Origin of the sequence: Terasakiispira papahanaumokuakeensis (genome assembly GCF_001709345.1) — a bacterium.
Classification (GTDB): domain Bacteria; phylum Pseudomonadota; class Gammaproteobacteria; order Pseudomonadales; family Halomonadaceae; genus Terasakiispira; species Terasakiispira papahanaumokuakeensis.
The window spans coordinates 863209-878906 of sequence record NZ_MDTQ01000001.1 but is presented as its reverse complement, the minus strand read 5'-3'; the positions used below and the strand labels follow the sequence as shown (position 1 = coordinate 878906).

General features: G+C 47.3%; 11 protein-coding genes. 3 read left to right on the top strand and 8 right to left on the bottom strand.

Going from position 1 to position 15698, the window contains the following annotated elements; all coding sequences use genetic code 11:
- Window positions 1-53: 53 nt before the first annotated feature.
- The gene (locus tag BFW38_RS03905; RefSeq protein WP_068997216.1) at window positions 54-830 is read right to left on the bottom strand and encodes a ferredoxin--NADP reductase; all 777 of its coding nucleotides are present in this window, start codon (window positions 828-830) and stop codon (window positions 54-56) included.
- A 148-nt stretch (window positions 831-978) separates the two neighbouring features.
- Between BFW38_RS03905 and BFW38_RS03900 the strand changes: the two genes are divergently transcribed.
- Window positions 979-1911, top strand: a complete 933-nt coding sequence (locus BFW38_RS03900; RefSeq protein WP_068997215.1) for a LysR family transcriptional regulator — start codon at window positions 979-981, stop codon at window positions 1909-1911.
- A gap of 229 nt (window positions 1912-2140) precedes the next feature.
- On the opposite strand, the gene BFW38_RS03895 is transcribed toward BFW38_RS03900, so the two are convergent.
- From BFW38_RS03895 to BFW38_RS03870, 6 genes are all read right to left on the bottom strand, one after another.
- A complete protein-coding gene (locus BFW38_RS03895; protein ID WP_068997214.1) occupies window positions 2141-3511 on the bottom strand; it encodes a YjiH family protein in 1371 nt (456 codons plus the stop codon).
- A gap of 184 nt (window positions 3512-3695) precedes the next feature.
- A complete protein-coding gene (gene astB / locus BFW38_RS03890) occupies window positions 3696-5042 on the bottom strand; it encodes an N-succinylarginine dihydrolase (protein ID WP_068997213.1) in 1347 nt (448 codons plus the stop codon).
- A gap of 26 nt (window positions 5043-5068) precedes the next feature.
- Window positions 5069-6541 carry a succinylglutamate-semialdehyde dehydrogenase gene (astD, locus tag BFW38_RS03885; RefSeq protein WP_068997212.1) on the bottom strand — a complete coding sequence of 491 codons (1473 nt, stop codon included), beginning with the start codon at window positions 6539-6541 and terminating at the stop codon, window positions 5069-5071.
- A 15-nt stretch (window positions 6542-6556) separates the two neighbouring features.
- The gene (gene astA / locus BFW38_RS03880) at window positions 6557-7597 is read right to left on the bottom strand and encodes an arginine N-succinyltransferase (RefSeq protein ID WP_068997211.1); all 1041 of its coding nucleotides are present in this window, start codon (window positions 7595-7597) and stop codon (window positions 6557-6559) included.
- A 36-nt stretch (window positions 7598-7633) separates the two neighbouring features.
- Window positions 7634-8653, bottom strand: a complete 1020-nt coding sequence (locus tag BFW38_RS03875) for an arginine N-succinyltransferase (RefSeq protein ID WP_068997210.1) — start codon at window positions 8651-8653, stop codon at window positions 7634-7636.
- Window positions 8654-9078: 425 nt separating this feature from the next.
- A complete protein-coding gene (locus BFW38_RS03870) occupies window positions 9079-10293 on the bottom strand; it encodes an aspartate aminotransferase family protein (protein WP_068997209.1) in 1215 nt (404 codons plus the stop codon).
- 370 nt (window positions 10294-10663) lie between these two features.
- Here BFW38_RS03870 and BFW38_RS03865 point away from each other — a divergent pair, with 370 nt between their 5' ends.
- Together BFW38_RS03865 and astE are read left to right on the top strand one after the other, a co-directional pair.
- Window positions 10664-11716 carry a GlxA family transcriptional regulator gene (locus tag BFW38_RS03865; protein ID WP_068997208.1) on the top strand — a complete coding sequence of 351 codons (1053 nt, stop codon included), beginning with the start codon at window positions 10664-10666 and terminating at the stop codon, window positions 11714-11716.
- Window positions 11717-11832: 116 nt separating this feature from the next.
- Window positions 11833-12837, top strand: a complete 1005-nt coding sequence (gene astE / locus BFW38_RS03860; protein WP_068997207.1) for a succinylglutamate desuccinylase — start codon at window positions 11833-11835, stop codon at window positions 12835-12837.
- A gap of 360 nt (window positions 12838-13197) precedes the next feature.
- Here the strand turns inward: astE and BFW38_RS03855 are convergent, their stop codons facing one another.
- A complete protein-coding gene (locus BFW38_RS03855; RefSeq protein ID WP_068997206.1) occupies window positions 13198-15624 on the bottom strand; it encodes an acyl-CoA dehydrogenase in 2427 nt (808 codons plus the stop codon).
- Between the last annotated feature and the right edge of the window lie 74 nt (window positions 15625-15698).

Sequence of the window (15698 nt, the reverse complement as noted above, 5' to 3'; positions counted from 1 at the left end):
ACAAAAAAAGCCCCACATCTCTGTGAGGCTTTGAGGTGAATCTGATGGCCGGCTTATTTCTCGACGAAAGCGCGCTCAATCACATAGTCACCAGGTACGCCCATGCTGGGTGAGATGGCAAAACCACGCGCATCCAGCAAGTCACTGATGTCTTTCAGCATAGAAGGCCCACCACAAATCATGGCCCGATCCGTTTCTGGATTCAGCGGTGGAAGCCCGAGATCTTGGCACATTTTGCCGGAGTCGATCAGTGTCGTCAGACGACCTTCCGTGCGGTAGGCCTCACGAGTGACGGCCGGGTAATACACCAGCTTTTCACGGACGACATCACCGAAATATTCATTATTCGGCAACTGATTCTCAATAAAATCCGCATAAGCCAGCTCACTGGTCCAGCGAACCCCATGAGTCAGAATAACCTTGTCAAAGCGCTCGTAAATCTCAAAGTCCTGAATAATACTCATGAAAGGCGCCAGCCCTGTGCCGGTACTGAACAGGAAGAGGTTGCGCCCTGGTTTCAGATCATCCGCCACCAGTGTGCCGGTCGGCTTTTTACTGATCATGACCGTGTCGCCTTCTTTCAGGTGCTGCAAGCGAGAAGTCAGCGGGCCATCCTGTACTTTGATGCTGAAGAATTCAAGATGCTCTTCATAATTCGGGCTGGCAATACTGTACGCCCGCATCAACGGTTTACCATTGACCTCCAAGCCGATCATGACAAACTCGCCATTACGAAAACGCAGGCCCGGATCACGAGTAGTACGGAAGCTGAAGAGTGTGTCGTTCCAGTGATGAACGCTCAGGACCTTTTCGGCATTAAATTTGCTCATGATCTAAAAGTAACTCCGACTTAGTCTGTTTGGTTATAAGTGTGGCACCAAAAGCCATAAAAACCCTATGCTCTTGTCAAGTATTTTAAAGTGCTTGAGTATATGCGTTAAGCAAATAATACAGATAATTGATATCGGTCTCACCTATATGCACTTTACCTTGCGCCAACTGGAAATCTTCACCGCGGTTGCACGACATCAGAGCGTCTCAAAAGCCGCCCAGGAACTAGCGCTGTCCCAATCGGCTGCCAGCACCGCGTTACAGGATCTAGAAAGGCAATTTGATTGCCGACTCTTTGATCGTATGGGGAAACGGCTAAAACTCAATGCTTTGGGGCGCGACTTATTGCCGCGGGCGGTGAGTTTACTGGATGAAGCCGAGGAACTGGAAGCCCTGATGCAAGGGAGAACCTTGCGTGGCACGCTGCAATTAGGGGCAACCTTGACCATCGGCAATTATCTCGCCACTTTGCTGATGGGCGATTTCATGCAACAACACCAAGAAGCCCGTATTCAACTCCATGTCGACAACACCGCCCACATCGTTGAGCAAGTGCTGAGTTTCGAGCTGGATATGGGGATGATCGAGGGCGAAACCCACCATCCTGATCTTCATATCACGCCCTGGTTGGAAGATGAGCTCGTGGTATTTTGTGCGCCAGACCATCCCCTGGCCTGCCAAAGGACACCGAGCGAAGCCACCTTGAAAGACACCGGCTGGATTTTACGTGAGGCGGGCTCTGGCACAAGGCGTGTTTTCGATCAAGCCCTGGGCAATGCAGCCGATCAACTCAACGTACGCATGGAGCTGGAACACACTGAAGCGATCAAGCGCGCCGTCGAATCGGGCATGGGTATTGGATGTGTCTCTCGCTTAGCCTTGCGAGAAGCCTTCAAACGCGGCTCATTGGTGCCGCTGGAGACGCCAAGCTGGAATCTCAAACGCCGCTTTGCCTTTATTCATCATCGGCAAAAATATCAAACCGGCATCATGCAGGCTTTTCTCAACCACTGCCAGCAAGTGACGGGGAATATTCGCAGTACTGAAGAACTGGTGTGGACCAAAATAAATCACCGTTAAGTACGGTTTATGTAAATACGGCTTATATTGATAAGCGCTCCACTAACCCTGTCCTTCGAGCTTGATTCCACTACAACAGACGGGGGGCTCACATCACAATCGACCTATCACTTACACGCCACATCGACGTTGACAGACTCCGTGTTGATGGAATGGGTGAGGCTTTTGAAAAAAAGAGATGCAAAGGGGAGCGCTGCTCAGGGCATATAGCCCCGAGCAAAGGAGACGATTAAAACACTACGTGCGCGACACCCGCGATGATCGGTAGTGTGATCACTGTACGCAGAATAAAAATGACAAACATTTCAAGAATATTGATTGGAATCTTGCTACCCAGAATCAGTGCACCGACCTCTGAAAGATAAATTAACTGCGTGATCGATACTGCCGCGATGACAAAACGCGTCATTTCACTACCAATTGATGCCGCCATGATTGAGGGTATAAACATATCCGCAAACCCGACCACTAGGGTTTCTGATGCTTTGACCGCTTCAGGGATGTCTAGTAGCTCTAAAAAAGGCACAAAAGGTTGCCCAAGGACACTGAATACACTCGTATTTTCGGCAACTATTAACGCTAGCGTACCGATTGCCATGACCACTGGAAGAACACAGAACACCATCTCTGCGGCATTTTTGGCACCATCTTTTGCGATCGTTTTGACGCCACCACCACTTTCAGCGCGCTTAATTGCTGAACTTAAACCAATGCTAAATAGCTCTTTTAAGGATAGCTTTGAAAGTTCACATGGCTCTGATTCTTGACCGTCGCAGTATTCGTTTTTCTTCCATCGAAGGGGGGGGAGCCTAGGAATGATTAGCGCGGCAATGAAGCCTGCTAAAGACACCGCAAAATAGAAAGGAATAAATAGGTGTTCGAGTTTGACTTGGGCGATGACGACTAATGCAAAACTAATCGATACCGCAGAAAAGGTCGTCGCGATTACGGCAGCCTCACGCTTAGTGTACAAATTGCGCTCATACTGTTGACTCGTTAGCATAACGCCGACTGAGCCATCACCAAGCCAAGACGTCGTACAATCAATTGATGAGCGCCCCGGAAGGTTGAATAGAGGCCTCATGACTTTGCTCATTAAGCTACCGGTTAGCTCAAGTAATCCAAAATCCAAAAGTAGTGGCAACAACAAACCAGCGAATAAAAATACTGACAGTAAAGTGGGCATAAGATCATGTAAAACCAATCCGCCAGTATATTCGTGCCAAACCATTTCAGGGCCAATACCATTTATTGTCATGACAGCAAATGTGGCGCCTAAGATGCGTAATGCCAGCCAAGGATAGCTGGTTAAGAATAACGTATCTAAAAAGCTGCTGCGTTTAAATGGTTTGAATAGGGTTATGATCAATGAACAGAAAGCAGTGATACATATCAGAGAGGTGACTAATAAAGGAGCATACTCACCAAGCAGTGATTTAAACTCGCCTGCTAACACTGCGATGGGGATGGTGACCCCATCCTCATAAGCTACGGGGGTCATGAACAGTAACAGACCTAGTAACGATGGAATAATAAATTTCCATATGTTCGCACCTTGATCTGAAAAGCCCTCTTTTTCAGAGTATAGATTTTGGGGCATGAGACTTTTCCTTTTATTATCTTCTTGTTATTTGCTTTTAGCTCATAGCAATCTTATCGTTTTGGTTTCCTGTGACAATTTAAGCCTTTAAAAATATGACAAAAAACGCTATTTCAGGTCGCATTCTAAAAATTTTGAAAAACCGGAGCTAGCGAATCAACTAAGCTCCGAATGCTAAGATATACTATCTCTGGAAGTCGTAGATGCTACCCAATTGAAGGATTTGAGTCAGCTCATCAAGTGCCTGACGCGATTCACTTAAAAGATTGGGGTCGGCAAGATCGGCTTCGACTAAGCGGTCACGATAGTGTGTGTCTACCCAAGTATTAAGGGTTTGGAATAAGGCGTCATTCATTAAGGTGTTCTGATTAATATTTGCTAACTCTTCACTTTTCAGTGCCACTCTTAAACGTAGGCATGCTGGACCACCGCCATTACTCATGCTTTGTTTTAGATCAAATACCCTGACTTCTTTTATCGGGGTGCTTTGTGTCAATAAACTGGTTAGATAATTCCAAACGTTTTCATTTTTTTGTACCTCATTAGGCACCACTAAAATCATTGAGCCATCAGCTTTACTTATCAATTGGCTATTAAATAAATAAGACTGAACACAATCCTTAACTGATACGGCACTATCAGGGACTTCAATAAAATGAAAAGGCGTACTTTGATGACCCCATGCACCAAGTAAGTCTTGTTTCATCTTTTCGGTATTTAAAAACGCTTTCTCATGATAGAAATGGACGTTTCGATTACCGACAGCAATCACGTCGTTATGGAACACGCCAGCATCAATTGCATCTGGATTTTGCTGTACGAAAACGGCATTTTGCTCGTTCAGACCATGCATACGAGCAACTGCTTGAGAGGCTTCGAGCGTATGGCGAGCTGGGTATTTGGCGGGTTCAGGCTGACTCGAGTCGAACGCTGATTTTCCATATACAAACAGCTCTATACCGGGTAGTCCGTAGTCCGAGCAGAATCGAGTATGGTTGGCGGCGCCCTCATCGCCAAAATGATCAACGCTTGGAAGTGCACGGTGGTGTGCAAAATACTTCTCATCAGCAAATGTCGCTTGAAGAATGCGACCGGTCACAGTGTGTTCGATGGCACGATGGAACTTATTAATAAGATTTGCGGGCGTAAAGTGAACCCGCCCGTCTTGGGTGTCAGCACTAGGCGATACTGTCGCAGCATTTGCAGTCCACATACATGAAGCGGAGCTCACGGCCGCTAAAATTTTAGGCGCTTTTTTTGCGGCTTGTTGCAACACATCCGTGTCACTTCCTGTAAAACCCAGTGATCTTAATGTTGGCATATGTGGACGCTCATGGGGCGCTAACACGCCTTGTACTAACCCCATGTCGGCGAGCGCCTTCATCTTAGTGAGACCTTGTTTCGCAGCAGCTTTTGGATTGGAAGGGTTTGCAGTGTTGCTTTGCGACGCAATATTGCCAAAGGAAAGTCCACTGTAGTTATGGGTTGGCCCCACTAGGCCGTCAAAATTTGCTTCAATAGCGTTATTCATCGTCAACCTCATACGCGTATTAATCGTTATAGAGTCAAACCGTGAGGAAGCTTTTCTGGTGTGGTCAAGGTGTCGACTTCGATACTCGCAACGGGGTATGAGCAGTAATCAGCGGCATAGTATGCGCTGGCACGATGATTACCACTAGCGCCGGTGCCGCCAAATGGTGCAGCACTTGAAGCCCCCGTCGTTTGGCGGTTCCAATTGATAATGCCGGCTCGAGAATGCTGCAAAAACCATTCATACTCACGACGATCATCAGACAAAATACCGGCAGATAAGCCAAACTTCGTGTTATTGGCAATCGTCATCGCCTGATCCAGTGAGTCGTAGCGAATAACCGTCAGTAGAGGGCCAAAATACTCATGATCTGGGAGCTGGTTCAGAATATCGGTTGCATCGACTATCGATGGTGTCACAAATCCTGTTGTTGGATTACCGCGAGTCATGGCAACAATAGGTTTAGCACCAAGCGCGATGAGGTTGTTATAGTCTTCTAGCAAGGTATCAGCAGCTTTTGCAGAGACAAGCGGGCCCATAAATGGCGGCTCTTCGGCATCGAAACGATCAACTTTTAAGTGAGCTGTCGCTTTTGCTAAGGCATCTAAAATAGCATCGCCGTGAGCGCCTTTAGGTAGCAACAAGCGTCGTGCACAAGTGCATCGTTGACCTGCGGATAGAAATGCAGACTGCAGTGTTTCATAAACCACGGCATTGATGTCCGCAGTCGACGCTGACACAACTAAAGGATTATTACCGCCCATTTCCAGCGCTAAAATTTTACCAGGGTGGCCTGCAAAATTTTGATGTAAGACGTGCCCAACCTGTGGACTGCCAGTGAAGAATACCCCATCAATACCATCGTGATTAGCAAGAGCTATACCTGTCTCTCGTTCCCCTTGAACTAGATTTAGCACGCCTTTAGGGAGGCCTGCTTGTTGCCACAAGCTGATAACCAAGTCTGATACCGCAGGCGCCAACTCACTAGGCTTAAACACTATCGTATTGCCAGCGATTAATGCCGGCACAATGTGTCCGTTGGGTAGATGGCCGGGAAAGTTGTAAGGCCCAAAAATGGCCACGACACCGTGCGGGCGATGACGTAATACTGCTTGTGCACCAGGCATGTCATTACTTTTTGTGCCGGTACGCTCATGATACGCTTGTTTTGAAATACCCACTTTACCCATCATAGCAGCGACTTCAGTGCGTGTTTCCCAAAGAGGCTTACCGACTTCACGACTTATTGTGAAGGCTAACTCTTCTTCGTGGGTCTTGAGCAACGCTGCAAAGCGGTCGATGACTGCTAGACGTTCCTCTAGAAGGGCATTCGCCCAAGCGGGAAATGCTTCTCGAGCGGCTTTGATCGCTTGGGCTACTTGATCAGGGTGCGCGCTTGCTCCTTCCCAAACGACACTGTTGTCAGATGGATCTAACGATTGAAAGGTGAGGCCTTGGCCTTGTATCCATTGATTATCGATAAACAGTTGCTGTTGCATGAAGCTTCCTTGGTATTAACGAGATTTGGGTAGTAGCTCTACGACACGAATGGGCTCTTTCTGATTGACATCCAAAGCCTCAGCTTCGGTCTGACTTAATGTGAGTCCAGTGATTGGTGGGGTGGTGCGCTTAATGAGAATGCAGCGGAAGTTGTCCAGTTTTGCGTTTGATACTAAATAATGATGACCATCCTCGTTGTTTTCAGAGCGACCGGTAGACGCTAGCAATAGGCGGCTCTCACGCACGGCACGAATATCTGTCAAACGAGCCTCAATTGTCGGACCACCGTCGAAAATATCGACATAGTTTTCGAAGCGGAAACCTTCTTCTTCTAATAAACGTCGAGCCGGAACGGTATTTGCGTGTACTTTGCCCAGAACGTCACGAGCTTCCTGAGGTAATAAATTGACATAAACCGGATTATTCGGCATGAGTTCAGCAATGAATTGCTTGCTACCTTGAGACGTCAATTCATCTGCTTTTTCAAAATCAATTGAAAAGAAATGACGGCCGAGACTCTCCCAAAGAGGTGAGCGGCCATTTTCATCACTGACGCCCCGCAGCTCAGCAAAGATCTTATTGGTAAAGCGTTCTGGAAATTGTGCCATGAACATAAAGCGGCACTTAGAGAGTAGTTGTCCGTTGCGAGAGTGTCGGTAGCTTTCCTCTAGAAAAAGAGTGCAGATTTCGCTGAAGCCAGTGTAATCATTGTTCAAAATAAGAGTTGGGTGGCTATTATGTGTACCTAATTCTCTAGAAGAATGCGTAATGGTTCCCAGATGGTAGCTGTAGAAGGGCTCATCTAAACCTACTGCGCCTATGACGCCCGAAGTGCCTACAATTTTTCCGTTTTCAGTGTCTTCTAATATAAATAAGTAGGATTCATTGCTTGGCTGTTCAAGATGGCTTTTTGCAAAAGACTGTACAGATAATTCTATCTTACGTTTTAACGCTTTCTTATCGGCTACCAGCGTAGTGAGTCCAATCCCTGTTTGAGTCGCAAGACGATATAGCTCTTCGAGATCATCTGGACGAACTGTACGTATCACCATCATAGTGTGTGACCTCTTCTTTGTGCGCAAATACGTTTTTTATGATTTGATTTTGGACCAAGAGATAGCGTTACCAGGGCTAATAGAGAGGACTTCTTGTAAATTAATGGGCAGAATCAAATCGAACGAGTTGGATTCTGCTGGAGATATGGTGACGCGAAAGTTCTTTAGGTCTTTGGTGGCAATCAGATACTGTTGGTTGCTATCTATAGATTGCTCAAAGCACGCACTGCCATGAATGCAGCTGGAGACAGTTTTAATATCTTGAACACGAGCTTCGATACAAGGCCCAGCATCGAAAATGTCAACATAGTCTCGAAATTTGAAGCCTTCTTCTAATAAAACCTCAGCAATATTTTCTGAATCACCATGAATAACGCCAATACAGTCCTGCGCGTCCTCGGATAACGTTGGGATGTATATAGGGTATCGAGGCATTAGTTCAGCAATGAAGTGTTTGTTACGAATGCCTGATAAATAGTCCGCTTTTTGGAAGTCCATACTAAAAAAATGTCGCCCTAAAGCTTCCCAAAAAGGCGAATGTCCTTTCTGATCACTTTCACCTCTAATTTCAGCGAATACTTTGGGAGTAAAGCGTTCTAAGTGTTGGGCTATAAACATCAAGCGTGAACGTGAAAGCAGTTCGATGTTGGCTCTGGTCGCATGTTCAGAGTCGATGACAAGAGAGCTTAATCGACTGGTGCCACTATAGTCGTGACATAAGAACAAAGCCGGAATGCGGTTATGAATCTGTAATTGTGGGGAGGCATGTACCACCTCATCAATACGGTAATTATAGAAAGGAGTCTCTACACCGACCATAGCATCGATAGAACAAGTGCCAACAATCGTTTGGCTCTGGAGCTCCTCAAGCACAAACAAGTACGACTCATCGCCGATATACTGAGGTGTTGAACCAAAAGATCTTTGAGAGGCTGCGATTTTGTCGTTTATTCTTTCTCGGTTCGCAGGGAAGTTAGTAATGCCCATGCCGGACTCCCGCGCTAAGCGTTCTAATGGAGCCAAATCAGAAAAGTCAGCAGGTCGAACAACATACATGTGTAGCTCCTCAATAAAAGCAATCTCTCTAGATTATTATCGTTAAAGCAGTGGCATTGAAACAGGCTTTAAGTTTCGAATTAGCGACCAAAGATTAAACTTAAAGGACATTTTAAGTCGATAATAGGAAATTTAACGGTATAGCTCAGACAGGAAAGAGGTGAAATATTGGAGCCTTACGCACAAAAACATGACAATAGCTTTAAGTGTTGGGTCCACATGACTGAGATGGCCACTACCGTCAACATAGCCAATCTTAAAACTGCACCTTTTGAGGGTCCCGATTGAAACTGTCTGCCTACTGTCGAGCGCATACGGAATAGTAGATCGTTCAAACCGCAACATTTAGATAAAGAAAAGCGACAGCTCAAATGCGGGTATGGCTGTCGCTATCAATAGACTTTGTAAAGTAAGGCTAAAGACCTCTACATGGATCCAGCGACTTTAGAAACCGCTCGCTCAAATCGTGTAAAACCTTCTTTGATATCGACCTCGGGAATGATTAGGGAAGGTGCAAAACGAACCACGTTAGGGCCCGCTACAAGCACTAACAACCCTTCATCAATCGCATGCTTTAAGAATTGTTTCGCTTGCCCCACAAGCTCATCCACAACCTCTGCACCAATTAACAATCCCATACCACGAATATCTTTAAATACGTGATACTTATCATTAATTTCTTTTAGTGCTTGAACAAACATCGCATGGCGCTTTTTCACACCTTCTAGCACGTCTTCGCTATCAACGATATCAATCACAGCTTCAGCGATTGCGGCCGCCATTGGGTTACCACCGTATGTCGTACCATGAGTGCCGACAGAGAAGCTCTTAGCCACTTTATCTGTACATAACATCGCCGCTACAGGGAAACCATTACCTAACGATTTTGCCGTCGTGAGAATATCTGGCTCTATACCCGTTTGCTGGTAGGCGTATAAAGTACCAGAACGGCCTACCCCCGACTGAACCTCATCAAAGACCAACAACGCCTTGTGTTGATCGCACAACTCACGTGCTTGCTTTATGAAGTTCTCATCAGCAGGAACAATCCCACCTTCCCCTTGAATTGGCTCCATGACCACAGCACAGGTTTTATCTGATATTAATGATTTCAATTGCTCAATATTATTGTATTCGCAATGAGTAATCCCCCCTGGCGTTGGCTCAAAGCCTTCTCGGTACTTAGGTTGGCCACCCACTGTCACCGTAAATAAAGTGCGACCATGGAACGACTGATAAAATGAAATGATTTCGTGTTTTTCTGGGCCGTAATGATCAAATGCGTAGCGACGAGCAAGCTTGAAAGCGGCTTCATTTGCTTCTGCCCCACTGTTCGCTAAAAAAACTCTGTCGGCGAACGTTTTTTGTGTTAGCTTTTTCGCTAGACGTAGCGCTGGCTCATTGGTAAGTACATTAGATAAGTGCCACAGTTTACCCGCTTGCTCACGCATTGTTTCAACTAATACTGGATGCGCATGCCCCAATGATGTCACTGCGATCCCACCCGCAAAATCAATGTACTCTTTACCCTGCTGATCCCATAAACGCGACCCTTTCCCACTGACAGGTATGATGTCAGCTGGAGCGTAATTAGGTACCATGACCTCGTCAAAGGTCGCTCTTGTTATTTGTTCTGTCACAGCAATTACCTCTCTTATAAATGGCGATTCGAAGTACGAATCGCATAAGGATTGAGCTAACACCTCGAGACTATCGGTATGTTGATAGGGTAACGGCTGAAGCTCTGTCTCAACTCGGCGTAGAATTTCATTTTTTTTATTTTTGCCATGCCGTTCATGTTCGTTGCGAAGACCTCTATAGGAAAGTGGGCTTGTTTTTAAACATTGCATGATTAATTATTAAGTAATTTTTGGCATCACGGTAGGCAATAAATTTTCAATTTGCGACCTCGCCTTATGAGGAAGCGATATTTTACTTAATATTAATACAGTTGACTCTGACAATGCTTTCTAAGAACAACGCATTTCCAACAGGTAGCATCAATCATCTATGAAATACTCTCGCGAACACAAAAATGCAGCTAAACACGTTCAAAATTACGGTTTTTTGCTGATGCCTAACTTTTCTATGTTAGCGTTCTCCTCTGCAATCGAGACACTACACATGGCAAACTGGGTCAGCCGATCAACACTTTATAACTTCTGTACCATAGGTCAAAAATCAAAAGTCGTAGTTTCTAATTCTGGCGTTAAAACAACAACAGACTATGAGCTCTTGGGCCCTCCTAAAGACCTAGACGCCATTTTTATTTGTGGCGCCTCCAGCATTACGATGGAGGAAAATTCGCTCTTAAATGATTGGCTACTAAAATGGGATAAGCGCGGGCTATCACTCGGCGGCATATGCACTGGTGGCTACCTCCTAGCCAATGCAGGCCTACTCGATGGTCATCGTGCAACTATTCACTGGGGAGATCTTGCAAGCTTAAGAGAGTCGTTTCCAGAAGTATTAGTATCCAATCATTTGTTTGAGGTAGACAACGACCGATTTACTTGTAGTGGTGGAACAGCCGCTATGGACATGATGTTATTCTTGATCGGCTCTCAACACGGTATGAATTTAGCCAGCGAAATATCTGAACAATTTGTATGTGAGCGCATTAGAACTCATAGTGATCCACAGCGTATTCCTCTATTGTCACGCTTAGGGACAAGCCAGCCAAAATTGATAGAGGCCGTCCAGCTAATGGAAGCCAATATAGGTGAGCCACTCTCCTCTGATGACATTGCTTTTCATGTTGGTATCTCCAGACGCCACCTAGAAAGGCTATTCAAGCAAAACTTAGATAGCGTACCTTCAAAATACTATTTAACGTTGCGCTTGAGCCATGCCAAGCAACTACTCCTTCAAACAGACAAATCTATTGCTGAGATTGGCCTAACTTGTGGTTTTACAACCGCCCCGCACTTTAGTACGACCTATAAGAACCACTTTGGTATCACACCACGCCAAGAACGCAAGACACTGACACAACATGCCCCCCCCAATAAAGTAGATGACCGCGACAAAAGAAGACTTTGGCGCGCTATGCGCACTAGTTAAATTTATGTTAATGCGACCTTTACTTTTTGAATATACAACAAGCTGACGGGCATATATTTTCTTGAATCAGAATGACGATACTATGTTGTTTCTTCTGATTACACTGGGGACTGTTGATGATATGGCCTAACAAAGACCTATTACAATTCACATTAGAAAACCCAACTCTTTTGGAAGATTTTCCTATAGCAATGGATTCAGGAAGTGCTCGGTACCTGGGGCCTGGCATACTGCAGTTTGAGCCTGAAAGCACCCCATTACACAGTGTCATATTGTCAGCCGGTATTCACGGTAATGAAACAGCGCCCATTGAGCTGATCAACCAGCTCATAAACCGTATTGTCGATGGTACTACAACACTTAACGTGCGGTTACTCGTGATTTTCGGACACCCTGAAGCCATGATAGCTCAACAGCGATTTTGTGAGGTAAACCTTAACCGGCTGTTCAACGGCCAATGGCAACACTATAAAGGTCAAGAAACCGAGCGAGCACGCTTCATAGAAGAGAAAGTTGAAGATTTTTTTGTCTCGCATGGGCATGGGCAAAAGCTGCATTATGATTTGCATACTGCGATTCGTGGATCGCAATTTGAAAAGTTTGCGATTCATCCATTTACCCACAGTGCCGCCTACCCAAAAGAACAGTTTGCTTTTTTGAAAGCCATTGGCCTAGAGGCCGTGTTGCTTTCCCACGAGCCGGCAAGCACTTTCTCGTACCACACCTACAAAAATCATTCAGCTCAATCTGCCACCGTCGAGCTGGGTGCCGTGAGACCTTTTGGGGAGAATGATCTATCAAAATTAGAGGATCTCTTTGAGGCACTTATTCAGTTGCTAACCGATGGATCACTTGCACAAAGCGATGAAGAAATTAAGCTCTTTCAAGTAGTCGATACGCTGATAAAAGATGCTGAGGATTACCAGCTAAACATTTCGAGCGACACTCCAAACTTCACCTCGTTTAAAGCGGGGAAGACTCTCGCTCATTCAAGTCAAAGTCACTATACCATTAAGCAAGATGGAGACGCCTTAGTATTCCCTAATACTAATTTACCGATAGGGCAAAGAGCTGGCTTGGTCGTTAGAGCGACCGACTGGCGTTCGATAACCCTAGAGTAATTGTAAGACACACTGTGTCACCTGGAATGCTATAAGCAAATCCATTTGATGTTATCTAGCGTGATGATGCGCACTAAGCGCCTTCGTCTGTCAGTAAGGGCACCATTTGAGACGGTGGCAGGCTCGTATAAGGGAATATTCGCAGTACTGAAGAACGGGTGTGGGCCAAAATAAATCACCGTTGAGTACGGCTTATTGTTGAATACGGCTTATGTTGAGCACGACTTGCGTTGAACACTCATGAGTGATGCTTGCTGATAATAGGCCCCGACTGGCAAGCCCTGAATGACAAGCCCGAACACAAGAAAGCCGCCCACAGGCGGCTTTCTTGATCATGCCACGATCAAAGTATCGTCGCCGTTAGGCGTTGGCTTTTTTCAAAGAGTCAAAATCAAAGTCATCGACGCTGAGCATCTCCAATACATCCGCCTCATAAGTGCGCATAAAGTCGGCATCTTCGGCACTGATCAGTTCCGCTTTCAAGGCCGCCTCAACCCGGCTTTCAGGGTGCAAGGCCTCCGCCGGGAGTTCACCTTTGGCGTAAGCTTTATTGATAGTGCGATAGAGCGCTTCGGCCCGCGGGTGATCCGCCAACAAGCGGTTATAAGCCGCCAGCGGGTTAAATTGTTGGCCCTCGGTTTGTTGATCCCATGTATCGGCCGTCAATCGCTCACGCAATGGTGAGGCCGTCGACACATGATGAGCAATCGACTTCGCCAAGGTATCAGCGGGCAGCTGACGGCGACGGCCAAAAGGCAGCACACTGGCTTTTAAAGACCACGCCACTGCACGATTGGGGAAGTTACGCAACAGTTCATCCAAGGCCATTTCAGCTCGCGCCAGCAACCATTGGCAGCTGTAATGGAAAATATCCTGCTCACCAGGCACTGCCGGGCGTTCATGCCATTGTTTAATCAGCATGGAGGTCAGATACAGATTCGACAGCACATCACCCAAACGCGCCGAAATCATTTCCCGCTGCTTCAGCTTACCGCCTAAGGTAGCCATAGCGGCATCCGAGCATAACCCCAATCCCGCTGATAAGCGGTTCACATCCCGCGCATAAGGTACGGCTTCATCATGCAAATTCGCCGTATCACTGGTCACGCCCAAATTAAAGGCCAAGCTGCGCGCCAGATTGCCCAACACTAACCCCACATGGCCAAACAGAGCCTGGTCAAAAGCACCTTGATCATTCGCTTCATGGGCCGCCAACTCTTTTAATACCCAGGGATGGCAACGAATCGCACCTTGCCCGTAAATCATCAAGTTACGGGTCATGATGTTCGCCCCTTCCACCGTAATCGAGACCGGCGCTCCGGCCCACGAATGGCCCAGATAGTTGCGCGGCCCCAAGGTCACGGTCTTGCCGCCATGCACATCCATGGCATCGGCCAGCAATTGACGTGACATTTCAGTCAGCTGGCTTTTCAGAATCGCCGAAGGCACGGCCGGTTTGGCGCCATGATCAATCATATTGGCCGTCTGCATCACTGCCGCTTGAGCGATATAGCCCAATGCACTCATGCGCGCCAAAGCTTCTTGAACGCCTTCCATCTCGGCCACAGGCACATTGAACTGGCGACGGACTCGCGTGAAGCCACCACTCCAGCCAATAGCATAACGGGACATCCCCGCCGCGCCAGAGGGCAACGTAATGCAACGGCCGACTGACAAGCACTCAATCAGCATCCGCCAACCCTGGCCAATCTGCGCCTCGCCACCGATGATCCACTCCAGCGGAATGAACACATCCTGCCCGCGAATCGGCCCATTCATAAAGGGGCTGCCTGTCGGGCAATGGCGACGACCGATCTCCATACCGTCGGTCTCGCGAGGTAATAATGCCAGTGTGATCCCGAGATCTTCGGTGTCACCCAAGAGCTGATCGGGGTCGAACAAGCGGAAAGCCAGCCCGACGACGGTGGCTACCGGCGCCAAAGTAATCCAGCGTTTTTCAAAATTCAGCCGAATACCCAGCACTTCCTCGCCTTGATAATCCCCTTTACAAATGATGCCGGTATCCGGCAGCGAGGTCGCATCAGATCCGGCCCGCGGCCCGGTGAGCCCGAAGCAGGGAATTTCACGACCATCAGCCAAACGCGGTAAGTAATAATCCTTCTGCGCTTCGGTGCCGTATTTCAACAATAACTCGCCCGGCCCCAGTGAATTGGGCACACCGACGGTCACCATCAGGGATTCGTTACACGCCAGTTTCTGCAACACCGCCGATTGAGCACGTGCAGAAAAGCCAAGGCCGCCGTATTGTTTGGGAATAATCATCCCAAAGAAGCCTTCACGCTTGAGATACTCCCATAACTCAGCAGGTAAATCAGCGCGCTTGTGGACCACATCCCAGGCATTACACATACCCGCGGCAACACTACACTGGTGATCAAGAAACGCCTGCTCATCTTCGGCCAAATCGGGCGTAGGTTGATCCAACAGCGCTTGCCATTGCGGCTTACCTGAGAACAACTCACCATCCCAACCAATGGTGCCCGCCTCTAACGCCACTTTCTCTGTTTCCGAGACCCGAGGCGCCACCTGGCCAAAAAAAGCAAAGGCTTTCGGCGTCAACCAGCGCTGACGCAGTGTCGGTATCCCACACAATGCGATCGTGATAGCGACCAAGGCCCACAACAGCGCTTGCCCACCGGCGCCGATCGCCAGTGCTAAACCGGTCGCGATCACTGCCACACCCAGCGGGAACAGCGCTCCCGTTTCACGCATCATGCACCAGCCCAACGCGACCAGTGTCACAATCAACAACAGCACTTCAGCCATAGTCGTCTCCTTCAGCCCTGACTCGATGGCGAGCAGGCAATGTTCCGGACTCATGAGCCGACACTTAGACACTT

Excerpts from the sequence above, each read along its gene's own strand:
- BFW38_RS03895 (WP_068997214.1), bottom strand. The coding sequence starts at position 3,511 with ATGCCCCAAAATCTATACTCTGAAAAAGAGGGCTTTTCAGATCAAGGT.
- astA (WP_068997211.1), bottom strand. The coding sequence starts at position 7,597 with ATGATGGTGATACGTACAGTTCGTCCAGATGATCTCGAAGAGCTATAT.
- BFW38_RS03875 (WP_068997210.1), bottom strand. The coding sequence starts at position 8,653 with ATGTATGTTGTTCGACCTGCTGACTTTTCTGATTTGGCTCCATTAGAA.
- astD (WP_068997212.1), bottom strand. The coding sequence starts at position 6,541 with ATGCAACAGCAACTGTTTATCGATAATCAATGGATACAAGGCCAAGGC.
- astB (WP_068997213.1), bottom strand. The coding sequence starts at position 5,042 with ATGAATAACGCTATTGAAGCAAATTTTGACGGCCTAGTGGGGCCAACC.
- BFW38_RS03900 (WP_068997215.1), top strand. The coding sequence starts at position 979 with ATGCACTTTACCTTGCGCCAACTGGAAATCTTCACCGCGGTTGCACGA.
- BFW38_RS03865 (WP_068997208.1), top strand. The coding sequence starts at position 10,664 with ATGAAATACTCTCGCGAACACAAAAATGCAGCTAAACACGTTCAAAAT.
- astE (WP_068997207.1), top strand. The coding sequence starts at position 11,833 with ATGATATGGCCTAACAAAGACCTATTACAATTCACATTAGAAAACCCA.
- BFW38_RS03905 (WP_068997216.1), bottom strand. The coding sequence starts at position 830 with ATGAGCAAATTTAATGCCGAAAAGGTCCTGAGCGTTCATCACTGGAAC.
- BFW38_RS03855 (WP_068997206.1), bottom strand. The coding sequence starts at position 15,624 with ATGGCTGAAGTGCTGTTGTTGATTGTGACACTGGTCGCGTTGGGCTGG.